Origin of the sequence: Bradyrhizobium sp. SZCCHNR1051 (assembly GCF_032489615.1) — a bacterium.
GTDB lineage: Bacteria > Pseudomonadota > Alphaproteobacteria > Rhizobiales > Xanthobacteraceae > Bradyrhizobium.
The window spans coordinates 65,533-81,017 of the sequence record NZ_JAUEYJ010000024.1 but is presented as its reverse complement, the minus strand read 5'-3'; the positions used below and the strand labels follow the sequence as shown (position 1 = coordinate 81,017).

Here is a 15,485-nt window from a genome sequence, read left to right as displayed (position 1 = left end):
GCCGCCGCAACGCCTCAGGACTTCGGCAGCTTCTCGACGAAGCCGTTGAAGCAGGCGAGCCGCTCGTCCTCTTCCTTGGTGAACTTGCAGTCGCCGACCGCCTTGGCCTTCATCGCCTTCGGCTTGGCGGCTGGCGGAATGACGGCGTCGTAGCAGTTCAGGCGCTCCTTGGTTCCGTCATCGATCTCCAGGCAGGCCTGGAGCTTGGCGGCCGCCGATTGCGGCTTGGCCGGCGCTGCGGCGGCGGTCTTCGTCCCCTTCGGCTTGACCTGCACCAGCGGTCGGTCACCGACCATCGGCGCGCTCTGGGCCAGCGCAGGGGTGCACAGCAGCACTGCAGCCAGGCTCAACATCATCTTCTTCATGCCATATCTCTCTCATCCGACCCGTGGGCACGCGAGGACGTCCGTCGATGCTACTCGCCGGCCGTGGCAGAATCCACGCCCCAGCAGCCCCCACGACATCGGCCTTTAATCCGGTCGGGCCGGCTTTGCCAAGCGTCAACCCGCTGCTCAGGCCGGAACCGCGATCCGCGCGCGCTGGCGGCTGGCCAGGATTGCCAGCAATGCCAGGGTCAGGAACATCAGTGCGACGTAGCCGGTGGCGCCGAGCAGGTCGCGCGCGAACAGGCTGCCGCCGATCGCGGAGCCGATGGCTTGGCCGATATAGAGCACCGAGGTGTTGAGCGACACCGAAGCCGAGGCGAGCGGCGGCGCGGCTGCCACCAGCCGAACCTGCTGCATCGAATTGGTGGACGCAAACCCCAACCCCCAGATTGCGACCGCCACCGCCATGAGGCCGTAGGTGCCTGCCGCCAGCGTCCAGGCCGACACGCCGGCGAACATCAGGCAGGTGAACAAGAGCGATGTCCGGTAGGCCCCCCAGCCATCGACGATCCGGGTTGCGATGACGACGCCGAGAAAGCCGCAGGCGCCGTAGATCGCGAACACCAGGCCGATCTGGTTGGAGTCGGCGCCAGTCAGGCGCTTCAGCAGCGGTCCCATGAAGGTGAAGATGACGAACTGTCCCGACATCTGCAGGGTCGTGACCAGGAGCAGCAGGACCACCAGGCGGTTGCGGCCGAGTTCGGTCCAGGTCTTCAACGCGACCGGCGCGCCCTTCAGGCCGGATGGCAGGCGCCACGTCAGCAGCACGAAGCTGACCGCGCCGGCCGCACCGACCGCGAGATAGGCGGCTCGCCAACCGGAATGACTGCCGATGAAGGTGATCATGGGCAGCCCCACGGCGGCCGCCAGCGACCAGCCCAGGAAGACATAGGCGATGGTGCTGCCGCGTCTCTCGACCGGGCTGATCAGCGCCGCCGTTCCGGCGGCCTGCGGTGTATAGAGAGCGCCGACCGCGAGCATCACGAGGCGCAGCGCGAGCAGGCTCGCATAATCGGGCGCAAACGCCGAGCCGAGATTGCCGAGCGTGAGCACCAAGAGCGTCGCTGCGAGCAAACGGCGGCGGTCGAAGCGGCTCGTCAGCCAGGCGGTCAAGGGCGAGCAGATGCAGAGCACCACCGCGCCGAAGGTGATCAGGAGCCCCGCCGTCTGAACGCCGACAGCAAGATCTGAGGCGAGCTCCGGCAGCAGGCCGGCGGGCGCGAGCACCGAGCAGCCGGTGACGAGATTGCCGAGCATGAGCGCGGTCGGCGCAAAGCGCCCGGGAGCGGATGTGGATGTCATCGCGCCTCAATAGCAGAGAATTCCATGCATTTGCATGAAAATGTCTCATGCCGTCCATGACTTTCTCTCGTCCTGCCTCCTTCGTCCATTCTCGTCAGCGCGCGGGGGCGGACTGCGCCGCCGAGGCCTGCGGCGAGGGAATCTGCGTCCACGGAACCGGCGTACTCGTCGGACGGGCGATGGCCTTGGACGGCGGGCAGCTGTCGGTCAGCATCTTCAGGGCAGATTGCAGGCCTTCGCTGCTCACCGGAAATGTCGAGACATTGCGACGCGCGACATTCAACAGGGAATCGCTCAGCTCGGCCGACGGCATCAACGACAGCGTTTTCACCTGGCTTGCATTCAGGAACACGCCCCAGGTCTCGCGATCGCCCGACCGCCGCGGCGGCGAGAGGAAATTGAGCCGCATATCTCCGCTCGCCATCGCCAGCGGACCCGGCGGCGAGCCGGCCGGCGCGATGCGCTCGACGTCGAGCTCGAAGCGGTCCTGATCGAAGCAGACCATCTGCAAGCGCGTGGTCTGGAACGTGCTCTCACCGTCCCTACGTGCGAGAATGGTCTTGTAGGCAATCCCTCGGCTGGCGGTCTCGAACATCCAGGGGCTTTCCACCCGCTGCCGCCTGTCGAGCGCAAACCGCGCGATCTCCTCCCGCGTCAGGATGCGCATGCTCTCGAACGGGACAGACCGCGCCACCGTCAGCAGACCGGGATCCGCGCCGAGCTTGGTGATGTAGTCGAGCACCATCTTGTCGGCCCGAGCCATCGCCTGCTGCATCGCCTGCGCCCGCATCTCGCGGGTCGGCACGCCGCCCGTGAAGTTCAGGATGACGCGCGGAGAATGCACCGCGAGCGTCGCATCCGCTGCGATGTCACGTGTGGACGCGCCGAGCAGCAGGTAGGGACAGGCCGAATTGCACGTCGCCCCCCGCGTCCAGACCTCGCCATGCAGCTCGCGTCCGGACAGCTTCAGCTTGCTACAAGCTTCGCCCTCCTGAGGCTCGAAGCCGCACTCGCGCAAGGTGGTACGTCCCACCCGCACGGCGGCCTTGCGCTCGCGCAGCATGTCGCCGATGGCGAGCGCCTGCTGCAGATTGCCGCCTGGAGAATTGAAGTAGATCGGCAATCTGCGCTCGCCGATCTGCTTCATGAACTTGCGGAAGCGCGCGGCGGCGCCGCCGTCGATCTTGCCTTCGGCGGCGATCCAGCTGTCACAGCCATGTCCACAGGCGTCCGAGGAGCCCTTGACGAGCGCGAACGCAATCGGCGCCGAGCCATCTGCGATCCGCGGCGACGGGGCGCGGCGCGCGGCCGGCCTGGACTCCGTTGCAGGTCTGGCCGGGGGCCTTGGCTGCGCCGCCGGCTTCGGCTGCAAAGCCTTTTGCTGCGAAAGAGGTCTCGGCTGGACCATGGATCTGGACTGGTCCGCGGGCCTTGTTGCCGCCGGAACGGCCGCGAGCGACGACAGGCTCGACAGCACGCACATGATCAGTGCGGCCCCAACATGAATGCCGCCGCGCCGACAAACGGAGAGCGGCGCCTCCCCTGCAGACTCCATCGCCAAACGCGTCCCCACGCCCCGAACACTTGAAGTTGTATCATACCGGCCCGCGGCAGCAATCTCCGCATCGCCGCACCGGCCGCAATTGGGCGGTTTTCCCGTCCCTCTCCCGGTTGCAGCCTGAAAATCCCCTGCTATACCCCTTGCTCCCGCTTACCTGCGCTCGTTCGCAGGAGTGAGCTCAAGGAGTGACCCATGTCCGATCCGAAATCGCCTGATTCCAAGTCCGACCAGCAAAAGTCCAATTTCCAATACAGCCTCAGTAACCTGAAGCCCGCCACCCCGGTCGAGAAGATCACCATCAGCTTCCCAGACGGCGCCCGGCGTGAATATCCCAGGGGCACCACCGGTCTCGACATTGCCAAGGGCATCTCGCCCTCGCTCGCCAAGCGCACCGTCGCGATGGCGCTGAACGGCGACCTCGTCGACCTCGACGATCCCATCACCGATGACGCCAAGCTCGAACTCGTCGACCGCGACGACCCGCGCGCGCTGGAATTGATCCGGCACGATTGCGCGCACGTGCTCGCCGAGGCCGTGCAATCGCTGTGGCCGGGCACTCAGGTCACGATCGGTCCGGTGATCGAGAACGGCTTCTATTACGACTTCTTCCGCAACGAGCCGTTCACGCCCGAAGACTTCGCCGCGATCGAAAAGAAGATGCGCGAGATCATCGGCCGCGACAAACCCTTCACCAAGGAGGTGTGGGACCGCGAGAAGACCAAGCAGGTGTTCCGCGACAAGGGCGAGGCATTCAAGGTCGAACTGGTCGACGCCATTCCTGGCAGCGAGCCGATCAAGATCTACTACCAGGGCGACTGGTTCGACCTGTGTCGTGGTCCGCACATGACCTCGACGGGGAAGATCGGCAACGCCTTCAAATTGATGAAGGTGGCGGGCGCGTATTGGCGCGGCGATTCCAACAACCCGATGCTGACCCGCATCTACGGCACCGCCTTCGCCAAGCAGGAGCAGCTCGACGCCTACCTCAAGCAGATCGAGGAGGCCGAGAAGCGCGACCACCGCAAGCTCGGCCGCGAGCTCGACCTGTTCCACTTCCAGGAGGAAGGTCCGGGCGTCGTGTTCTGGCATCCCAAAGGCTGGAGCATCTTCCAGGCGCTGATCGCCTATATGCGCCGGCGTCTCGCCGGCGAGTATGACGAGGTCAACGCGCCGCAGATCCTCGACAAGTCGCTGTGGGAGACCTCCGGTCACTGGAACTGGTATCGCGAGAACATGTTCGCAGCGCAGTCCGCCGGCGACGAGGCCGAGGACAAGCGCTGGTTCGCGCTCAAGCCGATGAACTGCCCGGGTCACGTGCAGATCTTCAAGCACGGCCTGAAGAGCTACCGCGACCTGCCGCTGCGGCTCGCCGAGTTCGGCGTCGTGCATCGCTACGAGGCCTCCGGCGCCATGCACGGCCTGATGCGCGTGCGCGGCTTCACCCAGGACGATGCGCATGTGTTCTGCACCGAGGACCAGCTCGCCGACGAGTGCCTGAAGATCAACGACCTGATCCTGTCGACCTACTCGGATTTCGGCTTCGAGGGCGAATTGACGGTGAAGCTCTCGACCCGGCCGGACAAGCGCGTCGGCACCGACGAGATGTGGGATCACGCCGAGCGCGTGATGGCCACCGTGCTGAACGAGATCAAGGCGCAGAGCAACCACATCCGCACCGAGATCAATCCGGGCGAAGGCGCGTTCTACGGGCCGAAGTTCGAGTATGTGCTGCGCGATGCCATCGGCCGCGACTGGCAGTGCGGCACCACGCAGGTCGACTTCAACCTGCCGGAGCGGTTCGGCGCGTTCTACATCGACGCCGACGGCGCCAAGAAGGCGCCGGTCATGGTCCACCGCGCCATCTGCGGCTCGATGGAGCGCTTCATCGGCATCCTGATCGAGCACTATGCCGGCAGCTTCCCGCTGTGGCTGGCGCCGACGCAGGTGGTCGTCACCACCATCACCTCGGAAGGCGACGAATACGCCAAGCAGGTGCTGGCGGCGTTGCGGCGTGCCGGCCTGCGGGCCGAGATCGACCTGCGCAACGAGAAGATCAACTACAAGGTCCGCGAGCATTCGCTGCAGAAGATCCCGGCCCTGCTCGTCGTCGGCAAGAAGGAGGCCGAGACGCATTCGGTCTCCGTCCGCCGGCTCGGCCGCGACGGCCAGACCGTGATGCCGACCGCGGACGCCATCGCCGCCCTGGTCGACGAGGCGACGCCGCCGGACGTGCGGCGCCGTCAGCGCGAGGCGGCGTGAGCTGTCCCGGTTCGTAGCCCGCATGAGCGCAGCGACATGCGGGAACAGTTTCCCCGGGTGTCGCTTGCGCTCACCCGGGCTACGGGCGCTGCTATGCCGATAGGCTGGCCGCTGCATCCGTCGCACTCCCATCCCGGCCCGCCGCCTGCCGCGCCACCTCGGCGCATTCGGCCATGTAGAGGAACATCGTCGCGAGCATCCGCTCGATCGCCTCGCGTCCCCTTGGCAGGATGGTGATGGCCTCGGTGCCGCGGACGAGCAGGCCCTTCTCCTCCGCATCCCGCAGCAAGGTCAGCACGTGCTTGCGCGACACCGAAAAGCGCGTCGCCAGTCCATTGATGGAGAGCGGCACGGGACCAGCGGGCGGGAACGGCTGGTCCGGCCCGCCCCCTTGGGCCAGGCTGAACAGGATCACCATGCCAGCGGTGCGCTCGGCAAACGGCTCCAGCTCCGGCGCGCCATCGAGCACCCGCACGCCCGCGATGAAGCGGCGGCCAAGCTCGAGCACGAAGGTCTTCACGAAGGCCGGATCGTTCAGCGCCGCCCGATAAGCCACGGCGGCCGGCAGCACCGCGCTCATCGCGTCGAACTGCACGCCCCACCGCTCGCGATGCAGCGCGATGAGCTTGTCGGTCGGCACCAGCGGACGCCGGCGTCGGTCGAGATTGGAGGCGGACGCGACCAGCCCGGCCGCGCGCATAAGCGCCAGCATCGCCTCGCAGCGGCCGCGGCTGCACAGGCCGAGCCTGACGCACATCTCCTTCATGGCGCCGACGGTGAGGCCGAGCTCGCCATCGCGCTGCTCGGCGAAGTGCAGGTACAGCGCGACATGTGGAAACAGCGCCCGCGCCCGGTCGCTCAGCAGCGCATTGAGGATGCGGTCGCCCCGGTAGAGCCTGACGGCAGCCTCGGTCGACGCCCGCATCGCCACGGCGAAACCCGGCTCGCGGCGCAGCCGCACGACGGCATCAACTGAAGGCGTCAGCGCTGTCATTCCCACCGCAAGTCTGCTGCCCCGGCCGGCCGCGAGCTGCGGTCTCCAGCGTCATCTTTTTACCGATCCACCCAAATTTCCACAATTGCCACGGCCGAGGCTGGCGGCGGACCGATGGCCGCAGCCAACCAGGCCGGGGCCGGCGTGTGAGGCGAAAGATTGCAGGATTCACGTCACGGCTGCACGGCAGCTTGAGCAGAGCGCGCACCGCCTGCGGCTGCGGCAACACGCGGTAGAACCGATCAAAACGCCGTTCCGTGGTCTCGTTGCAGGCGAAGGCGCATGCTATCTGTCCCGCGTGCAACCAACGAGACATCACGACGTGACCGATGCGATTGAACTGCTGAAGACCCGCCGCTCCGTGAAGCCGCGCGAGATGAGCGGCCCCGGCCCCTCGCCCGCCGAGCTCGACACCATCCTGACCATCGGCGCCCGCGTGCCCGACCATGGCAAACTCGCGCCGTGGCGCTTCATCGTGTTCGAGGGCGACGGCCGCCGCCGCGCCGGTGAGGTCATCGCGTCCGTCTTCGCCAAGAACAACCCGCAGGCCAGCGCGGCCGAGCTTGAGGTCGAGAAGAACCGCCTGATGGAGGCGCCGCTGGTGATCGGCCTCGTCAGCTTCACCCGGCCGCATCCCAAGGTGCCGGCCTATGAGCAGGAGCTCTCCGCCGGCGCCAGCGCGATGAACATCCTGACCGCCGCCACCGCGCTCGGCTATGGCGGCTGCTGGCTGTCCGGCTGGTTCATGTTCGATCGCGATGTGATGAACGGGCTCGGCCTGAAGCCGGAGGAGAAGCTCGCCGGGCTCATTCATATCGGCAAGCCGACCAAGCCGAACGAAGACCGCCCGCGGCCGGCGCTGGCGGAGATCGTGACGCGGTTCTGACAACGAAGCCCGCAGTCCGTAGCCCGCATGAGCGAAGCGACATGCGGGGACGGTGTTCCCGGGGCCGCTCCGCTCGCCCGGGCTACGCACTGCGCACTCGTCAACCATCACGCTGCCTTCGACGACCGCGCGCCGAATTGCGCCAGCAACCCCGCGATCTCCGATGCCGGCTTTGCGGCGCTGAACAGAAAGCCCTGGACCTGGTTGCAGCCTTCGGCGCGCAGCCAGTCGAGCTGATCCGATGTCTCGACGCCCTCGGCGGTGGTGATGATGTTGAGGCTCTTGCCGAGGCCGGAGATGGCCCGGACGATGGCGAGGCAGTCGGAGCGCTGCGCGAGGTCCTTCACGAAGGAGCGGTCGATCTTGATCTTGTCGAACGGGAAGCTGCGCAGATAGCTCAGGCTGGAATAGCCGGTGCCGAAATCGTCCATCGAGATGCGGATGCCGAGCTGGCGCAGCTGATGCAGCGTCGCCAGATTGGCCTCGGTCTCCGCGAGCAGGATCGACTCGGTGATCTCCAGCTCGAGCCGCTCCGGCGCCAGCGCCGACTGCGCCAGCGCCTGGACCACGACCTGCACCAGGTTGCGGCTGCGGAACTGCACGGCGGAGAGGTTCACCGCCACCTTGATGCCATCGGGCCATCGTGCCGCCTCGTGGCAGGCCTCGCGCAGCACCCATTCGCCGAGCGGCACGATCAGGCCAATGTCCTCAGCCACAGGGATGAAGTCGGCCGGCGAGATCATGCCCTTGTCGGGATGACGCCAGCGCAGCAGGCATTCGAAGGCAGAGATGGCGTTGGTCGCGACATCGACCAGCGGCTGGTAGTGCAGCTCGAACTCGCCATGCGCGAAGGCGCGGCGCAGATCGTGCTCCATGTCGCGCCGCTTCTGCGCCTGGCGGTCCATCTCCTTTTCGAAGAAGCGATGCACGCGGCCGCCGTCCTGCTTGGCGCGATACAGCGCCATGTCGGCGTTCTTCATCAGCTCCTCGCAGCTCGCGCCGTCGCCCGGCGACAGCGCGATGCCGATGGAGGCGCCGATCACGAGCTCATTGCCGTCGATGTCATAGGGCGCGCCGAGCGCCGCGATCAGGCGGGCGGCACATTCGCTCGCGTCGTTGACGCCACTGCTCTGGCTGATGATCACCGCGAACTCGTCGCCGCCGAGCCGCGCCGCCAGCTTGCCGCCATGCATCTGCTGCGTCAGGCGGCCGGCGACCGCCTGCAGCAGCCGGTCGCCCATCGGATGACCGAAGGAGTCGTTGACGGTCTTGAACAGATCGAGGTCGATGCACATCACCGCGATGCGCCGGTCGGCCGCGCCGGCGCCGTCGAGCTCCTGCGTGAGGCGCTGCTGGAAGAACTCGCGGTTCGGCAGGCCGGTCAGCCCGTCATGGTGCGCCATGTAGGCGATGCGCGCCTCGGCGCGACGGCGCTCGGTGATATCGACGATCGCAACCAGCACGCCGTCGCGGCCATCGAAGGTGATCTCTCGGCCATAGGTCAGCACCTCGATCTCGCTGCCATCGGCCTTGCGATGGCGCCAGTCGCGATGAAACAGGTCACCGTCGGCAAGCCGCAACAGCGCGTCATCCAGGCTTTCCCATTCGCCCGGCGGCCAGAGATCCCAGACGTTCATGCAAAGGAGGTCCGCCCGGCCGTAGCCGTAGTGGCCGACCATCGCATCGTTGACATTGAGGATCTGCGCGGTCTTCGCGTCGAGAATGCACATCGGCACCGGATTGGCGTCGAACAGCAGCCGGAACGACGCCTCGCGCCGCTTCAGCGCGGTCACGTCGGCAATGGTCAATGAGATGATGTCGCCAAAGGCGTGGGCGCCGAGCCTGAGACTGCGGGCTTCGCTGTCGAGCTCGAACTGGTCGCTTCGCCCCTGCGTGACGACATCGAACAGCCGCGCCATCACCTCGGGCGTGCACAGCATGTTGCCGCCCTGCTTCAGGCGATGCCATTGCAGCGTCGCCGATGGCAGCCTGAGCAGCTCGGCCGCCGCGCGATTGTGATGGACGACCTGAAAATCGCAGGGCATGCCGACGCTGTCGCGGATGGTTGCGAGCGAGACCACGCCGTCATCCGTCGTCGAGAAGATCGCATCGAGCAGATTATATTGCGCGTCGCGCTCGTTGACATAGGTCCCGACCAGCGTGCTGCCCCACCGCGAGTTGGTCGGCAGCGCCAGGACGTCATAGCTGCGAACCATGCCGTCGCGCACGCAATGCGCATGGGCGAGATAGGGCTGGCCGCTGGCGAGCGCGCAGTTGGCGGCCTCCACCAGCACGGTGGCGCAATCCGGCGACACGGCCTCGACCGCGACGCCCGAGCGTTCGTCCTGCAACCATTGCTGGACGTAGCGGCCGCTGCGCGAAATCTGCAGACCGCCGTCTTCGTTGTTGAGCACCGCGATATGATCGGCGAGACGGCCGAGGCTGCCCAGCATGACGTCCTCGTAGCGCGGCAGGCGCTGGCCGGGCTTCAACGCGGCCTGCCATTTGCGCCTGAGCACCGGGATGTCGTCAAACAGATCGCTGCTGATCGTCGTCAACGCCTTGGTCGTCGCGGCACTCATCATTTCCACTCAATCGCCACCCTGTCGGTCCCGGCGGTATCTGAAGCAGACGCGGCTTTAACGAGCTGTAAATGCATTGGCTTCGCGCGTGGCGCGCAGCCATTGTGACAGTTTTAAGTGGTTCCATGGTTATCGCGCATTAGCGACTGTGACAGCATCGCTTCACGTTCGTCGCCTATGTCGCAACGGCGAGGTCGATACCGATACGGCATAGATGCGGATGTGAACCTGCGATCTCGCGACAATATCTGCCCGAGTTTTGCTAATCGAACCGCCCTCTTCGAACGGAGGGCGCAGGGAGAGCCGGACCTCGACTGAGGTCCGTGGCCCGCCTGCGAAAAAAAATGCAGGCGGCAGGTACCACGGGTCAGCCGGAAACCCGGCCCTCCCTGCGCGATGGCTGAACGGCTGCTTCGCGTTCTCCCTGGCGCGCCGGGCTTTCTGGCCACCATCCCCACGCGAAGCGAAGCCTCAACGTGAGTTGATATCAGCATCGGGATATCAGGACCGCGCGACTTGACCGTGCGCAGCGAATTGTTCGTCGGCGCGAGAGACTCGCGCTGCAATCCACCACGCCCACCGCTCCCCGCCTCGCGTCTCGTGACGACCGCGATACGCCCCTCATCTCGAGGCGGGATGCGCGGAAAGATCGACCTGATTTGCCCGACGGCGCAAGAACTAATAAGTGCGACAAAGTAACCCGACGGGCAGATGTGGCACGACTTAGCGAGTCGCGTCGCGCACCACTGCCTCGACAATCACCGCTGTCGTCCCGGCCTTGAGCCGGGACCCATAGTCACCGGCCGCGGTGATGCGGGCCACTGACAGCGACGTCCCCCGATAGCATCCGCGGTATGGGTCCCGGCGTTCGCCGGGACGACACCCGTGGTCAGGCGCGCTCCTGCCAAAAACGCTGTTCTTGCATCACTCCTCCTCCAGACGGATGCCTGCGTCGCTCAGCGCCTGCATGATCCGCTCGATGTCCTCGGGTTCGACTGTGTTACCCGGGCAAAGTGCGTTCAGCTCGTCGAACGTGATCCAGCCCTTGCGCTCGCCGATCTCGATGGCATGGCGGATGACGTCGGATATCTGCATGCGGCTCTCCCGGAGACTGGCTCTCATAGATGGCGGGGAGAGTCGGTGTCCTTCTGCGGGGCCATTTCGCGTGCGAGCCGCTTACCGCGCGAGCACCTCGACCTCGCCGTCGACGCCGTTGACGACGCTGAAGGAGCGCTCGAACACCTTGCCTTCGTTCTTGGCGATGGCGCGGTAGTCGCCTTCGGACAGCACGACCTTGGGGAAGGCGCCGATCGATTCCTTGATCACGTCGCCGCCGGGGTTGATGACCGACCAGGCCGTGTTGGCGAGCGCCTCGCCGCCCTTGTCGGAGACGAGCTTCAAGGTGATGACCGCGGCGCGATGCGTCACCGTGACATCGGTGAGCTTGCCGGCCTGGACGCGGATGTCGGAGCGCACCACCGAGTTGGCGTCGCCATAGTTGGAGACGATGTAATAGGTCCCCTCCGGCAGCATCAGCATGTCGCCGGCGGCGACGTTCGGCACCAGCGGCGCCCGCTCGCGGCCGTCGAACTGGCTGCCCTTGTAGATGGCAAACGAGATCTGGTTCTGCGGGATCTTGCTGGTGCCGACCCTGCCCTCGAGACGCAGGCCCCCGGCCGGCAGCACGAAGGATTCGCGATCGGTCTCCGGCTTCAGGTTCACGGACCTGACCGCGCTGACGAGGCCGAGCGCGACATGAACGACATAGGTGCCGGGCGGCAGCACGATGTTCGGCGTTGCGCCGCGATCCTCGCGCAGCATCTTGAAGGCGCCGGATTCGTCCGGCCGGTCGGCGAACACGCGCCAGACCAGCCCGCCATTGATGTTCGGCAGGTCCTTGCCGAACCGCGCCGACAGCGACAGCACGCCCTGATTGGGGGCTGCGGCCGGCGGAGCGGCAACCGGGGGGATCGCAGCCGGCGCGCCGGGCGGAATCGCGGCGACCGGCGGTCCCGGCAGCGCCTGGGGTGCCGGCGCCGGAATGGGGCCGGAGGGTGGTGCCAGGCTGACCGCTGCCCCGGGATCGGGCACCGAGGCCGGCGGAACCGGCGGCGGCCTGTCGCTGAACAGTTGCGCTGCGGCCGGCGACATTGAGAGTCCGGTCAGCGGGCACGACAAGGCAAGCACAAGCCATAGCCGCCCGCTGCGCCGGAATCTGGTGAACCCGCGACCTGTCGTCATCGTCCTGCTTTTGACCGAAAACGCGGCAAATTCAAGCCTCTACTCAACTGTCCCCGAGGAACCGCATGAGCGGCGTGCGACTTGGTCGCATTCTCCGGCGGTGAGCGGCCGGGGCGCGCAGTTCCGTCCAGGGGAGCGTTCACATCAGCGGCATCCGATGCTTCCGTCGACCCGGCATAAAGGATGCTTCTGGTAGGCTGGTGCTAGACTGTCATGCGTCATGAGTCCGTTGCCGACTCATTGCACACAGTATGCGTAGGCGTGGAGATCTCGGTGCTGGATATTCTGAAAGGACGCCGTGCGAGCGGAACCGAAGGTTCCGATGTCGGTCTTGGGACGATCCGCAAGCCGGTCATCGGCTTGGCACTCGGCGGCGGTGCGGCGCGCGGCTTTGCCCATATCGGCGTGCTCCGAACCCTGATGGCGCACGGCATCGTGCCCGACGTCGTGGTCGGCACCTCGATCGGGGCCGTGGTCGGCGGTGCCTATGCGGCCGGCCAGCTCGATACCCTGGAGGAATGGGCGCGCAGCCTGCAGATGCGCAACATCCTCGGCTATCTCGACATCCGCCTCAACGGCTCCGGCCTGATCGGCGGCGAGAAGCTCGCCGCCCAGCTCGAAGCCTCGCTCGGCCGCGTCACCATCGAGGAGCTGCCGATGAAGGTCGCAACCGTAGCGACCGAAATCCGCACCGGTCACGAGATCTGGCTGACCCATGGCAGCCTGGTCGATGCGATGCGCGCCTCCTACGCCCTGCCCGGCATCTTCGCGCCGGTCCTGATCGGCGACCGCTGGCTGGTCGACGGCGCCATGGTGAACCCGGTGCCGGTGTCGGCGGCGCGCGCGCTCGGCGCCGAGATCGTGATCGCCGCCAACCTGTCCAGCGACGTGTTCACGCATTCGACGACGATCTACTCGCATGGCCAGCCGGTCGAGGTGCCGGAGACGGTGATGGAGAGCGCGCCGCCCAAGCGCCGCTTCGGCAGGCTGTTCTCGCCGGAGCGCGCGGTGAAGCGGCAGTTCTTTGGCGGCGGCGGCCGGCCGGGCATCTCGTCGGTGATGGTCGATGCCTTCAACATCATGCAGGACCGCATCACCCGCGCACGTCTCGCCGGCGATCCGCCGGACCTTCTGATCTCGCCGCGCGTCGGCCAGATCGGCTGGTTCGACTTCCACCGCGCAGCCGACCTCATCGCGTTCGGCACCAGGGCGGCCGAACGTGCGCTGGATTCGATCCAGGAGACCATCGGCCAGGCGACCGGCGCGGTGACGCCGACCGGCGGCGGAGCGAGGACTACGCCGTCTTGATGTACTGACGCAGGGCTTCCTGCTCGGTCTCGTATTCCTGGACGCGCCACTTCACGACGTCGCCGATCGAGATCAGGCCGACGACGACGCCGCCCTCGATCACCGGCAGATGGCGGAACTTGCCGTTCGTCATCACTTCCATGATCGAGGCGACGGTATCCGCCGGCTTGCAGCTCACCACCCGCCGCGTCATCACGTTCGACACCGGCTCGGTCAGCGCCGAGGCGCCGCGCTCGCCGAGCGCGCGGACGATGTCGCGCTCGGATAGGATGCCCTCCATCCGGGAGCCCGACATCACCAGCACCGCGCCGATCTTGCGGTCAGCAAGCCGCTTGGCGGCTTCGGCGAGTGTGGTCTGGGACTCGACGCTCTCGACCTGATGGCCCTTGATGTCGAGGATCGCACGTACTGTCATTGCTCGTCTCCTTCAGGGGCCGGTGTGCCTTCTTGAGCGAGGCGTCGTTGCGGCCGATGCTTCCAGCGATCGTCAGTCAAGCGAGTCTTCAATCAACAGTCTGGCAACGCAACGGATCCAATCCTCCCGATCACGCTTTGGTTGCATTGCACTCGGCAGGCTGGCCTGCGCGGCACAAAATGGCCTGCTTTCGTTCATCCGGAATCGTGCTCCGGTTGCAGTGGACGCAAATGATGAATGAAATCACCTGCGCTCGCAAGCGCAGGATTGCGGCAACTAACGGTCGACCACGTCGGACGGCAACGCAGGCGCAGCATCGTCACGCACATGCGGGGTGGGATCGAACAGCGCAAACAGGATCAGGCCGGCGATGAAGCCGCCGATATGAGCCTGCCAGGCGACGTCGGCGCCCTCGGCGCCGGGCGTGATGCCGCCGATGCCGAACACGATGTTGACGCCGAACCACACTGCCAGAAAGCCGAGGACGCGCGGATTGCGCAGCGCACGCGACAACGACAACGCCGGAACCCTGGCCGCCGCCTCGGCATCGCCGCGGGTGAACGACAGGAAGCTGCCGCTCACGAAGGCAAAGCGCATCGCGGCCGCCATGGTGCCGGACACCGAGGCCGAGGCGCCGATCATCGGCGCCAGCGCGTGCTCATGGGTGAGCAGATGAGCCAGCGCACCGGCCGCCGCCGTCACCGCCATGAACAGATAGAACCGGGCCGCCCCGAAGCGGCGCGCGAGCGCGCTGCCGAATGGCAGCAGCCACAGCACGTTGAAGCCGATATGCGCCAGATTGGCGTGCAGCAGCGAATAGCTGACGAAGGTCCAGATCTTGGCCGGCGTGCCGCCGGGAAACGCCCCGTCCATCAGGGTCTGGTCGTATCGTTTCGGGACGAAGGCGAACAGGTCGATGATCCAGCCGTTCCACTCGTCCGGCAACAGCACGCGCAGATGGATCACCGCGATCAGCAGGATGTAGGCGGTCAGTGCGCCCGGCAGATTGAGGATCGGCTCCCGCGCCTGCTGGAGCGGCGGATCCTGCGTGAGGTCTGACGAGGAGGAATCCAACGGAACGCACGCCTTCGACGAGAGGAACAGATCCGTCAGATAGGCGGCTTTGGCCGGCCTGTGCAAGCGCACGGCGGCAGAGTTGATGTGCGGCGCGGTGGCAGCGGTGGAGAAAGGGCGGCGGATCCGCAAAAAGAACGAGGGAGGGTCCTGAGAAAACCCTCCCTCCGAGACTTGCCGGCCTTTGCCGCGTCCGGAGCGCCCGAGGTTGTTTTCCCCACCCCGCCCCGTCGCGACGACCAGACTTGTTTGACGCCGCCTGCGTGTACCTCACCGTATCGCGGCGGACCTTCCACCGTCCGGCCGCGATCTGATGAACGCATTGTTAACGATCGCTCGGCTGCCGCCAAGCTCATCGTTAATTTAACCTTAACGCGCGGAAGGCCGGGGGAAAGCCGGCACGATCGCACCATCGGCATGGACGCTGCACCGCCCCTCCTGCGAAAACAAACCAGGGAGGCGCCTGGACGAAAGCGG

General features: G+C 66.3%; 12 protein-coding genes. 3 read left to right on the top strand and 9 right to left on the bottom strand.

Translation table 11 applies throughout. The features are described from left to right. Positions 1-14: 14 nt before the first annotated feature. The 3 genes from QW868_RS26835 to QW868_RS26825 all read right to left on the bottom strand — a co-directional run bounded on the left by QW868_RS26835 (position 15) and on the right by QW868_RS26825 (position 3,060). Positions 15-365: a hypothetical protein gene (locus QW868_RS26835; RefSeq protein ID WP_315737513.1), complete on the bottom strand. Its 351-nt coding sequence runs from the start codon at positions 363-365 to the stop codon at positions 15-17. A 147-nt stretch (positions 366-512) separates the two neighbouring features. Further along, a complete protein-coding gene (locus QW868_RS26830) occupies positions 513-1,688 on the bottom strand; it encodes an MFS transporter (RefSeq protein WP_315776681.1) in 1,176 nt (391 codons plus the stop codon). A 94-nt stretch (positions 1,689-1,782) separates the two neighbouring features. After that, complete coding sequence (locus tag QW868_RS26825) at positions 1,783-3,060, bottom strand: hypothetical protein (protein ID WP_316176456.1); 1,278 nt, start codon at positions 3,058-3,060, stop codon at positions 1,783-1,785. Positions 3,061-3,441: 381 nt separating this feature from the next. Here QW868_RS26825 and thrS point away from each other — a divergent pair, with 381 nt between their 5' ends. Next, a complete protein-coding gene (gene thrS / locus QW868_RS26820) occupies positions 3,442-5,508 on the top strand; it encodes a threonine--tRNA ligase (RefSeq protein ID WP_316231934.1) in 2,067 nt (688 codons plus the stop codon). A gap of 91 nt (positions 5,509-5,599) precedes the next feature. Here the strand turns inward: thrS and QW868_RS26815 are convergent, their stop codons facing one another. Beyond that, positions 5,600-6,502: a hypothetical protein gene (locus tag QW868_RS26815; protein WP_410051335.1), complete on the bottom strand. Its 903-nt coding sequence runs from the start codon at positions 6,500-6,502 to the stop codon at positions 5,600-5,602. A 322-nt stretch (positions 6,503-6,824) separates the two neighbouring features. Here QW868_RS26815 and QW868_RS26810 point away from each other — a divergent pair, with 322 nt between their 5' ends. Beyond that, positions 6,825-7,388 carry a nitroreductase gene (locus tag QW868_RS26810; protein ID WP_315737508.1) on the top strand — a complete coding sequence of 188 codons (564 nt, stop codon included), beginning with the start codon at positions 6,825-6,827 and terminating at the stop codon, positions 7,386-7,388. 107 nt (positions 7,389-7,495) lie between these two features. Here QW868_RS26810 and QW868_RS26805 read toward each other — a convergent pair whose 3' ends face one another. The 3 genes from QW868_RS26805 to QW868_RS26795 form a co-directional block, all read right to left on the bottom strand. Further along, positions 7,496-9,970, bottom strand: a complete 2,475-nt coding sequence (locus QW868_RS26805) for a putative bifunctional diguanylate cyclase/phosphodiesterase (protein ID WP_315780726.1) — start codon at positions 9,968-9,970, stop codon at positions 7,496-7,498. A 924-nt stretch (positions 9,971-10,894) separates the two neighbouring features. Next, the gene (locus QW868_RS26800) at positions 10,895-11,065 is read right to left on the bottom strand and encodes an RNA polymerase sigma factor region1.1 domain-containing protein (protein WP_315771094.1); all 171 of its coding nucleotides are present in this window, start codon (positions 11,063-11,065) and stop codon (positions 10,895-10,897) included. 81 nt (positions 11,066-11,146) lie between these two features. Next, complete coding sequence (locus QW868_RS26795; RefSeq protein WP_316231932.1) at positions 11,147-12,211, bottom strand: hypothetical protein; 1,065 nt, start codon at positions 12,209-12,211, stop codon at positions 11,147-11,149. A gap of 273 nt (positions 12,212-12,484) precedes the next feature. On the opposite strand from QW868_RS26795, the gene QW868_RS26790 reads away from it, so the two are divergent. After that, positions 12,485-13,519, top strand: coding sequence for a patatin-like phospholipase family protein (locus QW868_RS26790; RefSeq protein WP_316231931.1), 1,035 nt, complete (start codon positions 12,485-12,487; stop codon positions 13,517-13,519). Here QW868_RS26790 and QW868_RS26785 read toward each other — a convergent pair. Together QW868_RS26785 and QW868_RS26780 are read right to left on the bottom strand one after the other, a co-directional pair. Continuing rightward, on the bottom strand, positions 13,506-13,934 hold the full coding sequence (locus QW868_RS26785) for a CBS domain-containing protein (RefSeq protein WP_315737503.1): 429 nt from the start codon (positions 13,932-13,934) through the stop codon (positions 13,506-13,508). The two genes, QW868_RS26790 and QW868_RS26785, sit on opposite strands and share 14 nt — an antisense overlap. A gap of 276 nt (positions 13,935-14,210) precedes the next feature. Further along, the gene (locus QW868_RS26780) at positions 14,211-15,008 is read right to left on the bottom strand and encodes a rhomboid family intramembrane serine protease (RefSeq protein WP_315737726.1); all 798 of its coding nucleotides are present in this window, start codon (positions 15,006-15,008) and stop codon (positions 14,211-14,213) included. Positions 15,009-15,485: the final 477 nt, after the last annotated feature.

Bases quoted from the DNA above. Each gene is read 5' to 3' on its own strand.
- QW868_RS26805 (WP_315780726.1), bottom strand. From the start codon at position 9,970: ATGAGTGCCGCGACGACCAAGGCGTTGACGACGATCAGCAGCGATCTG.
- QW868_RS26835 (WP_315737513.1), bottom strand. From the start codon at position 365: ATGAAGAAGATGATGTTGAGCCTGGCTGCAGTGCTGCTGTGCACCCCT.
- QW868_RS26795 (WP_316231932.1), bottom strand. From the start codon at position 12,211: ATGACGACAGGTCGCGGGTTCACCAGATTCCGGCGCAGCGGGCGGCTA.
- QW868_RS26800 (WP_315771094.1), bottom strand. From the start codon at position 11,065: ATGCAGATATCCGACGTCATCCGCCATGCCATCGAGATCGGCGAGCGC.
- QW868_RS26830 (WP_315776681.1), bottom strand. From the start codon at position 1,688: ATGACATCCACATCCGCTCCCGGGCGCTTTGCGCCGACCGCGCTCATG.
- thrS (WP_316231934.1), top strand. From the start codon at position 3,442: ATGTCCGATCCGAAATCGCCTGATTCCAAGTCCGACCAGCAAAAGTCC.
- QW868_RS26785 (WP_315737503.1), bottom strand. From the start codon at position 13,934: ATGACAGTACGTGCGATCCTCGACATCAAGGGCCATCAGGTCGAGAGC.
- QW868_RS26815 (WP_410051335.1), bottom strand. From the start codon at position 6,502: ATGACAGCGCTGACGCCTTCAGTTGATGCCGTCGTGCGGCTGCGCCGC.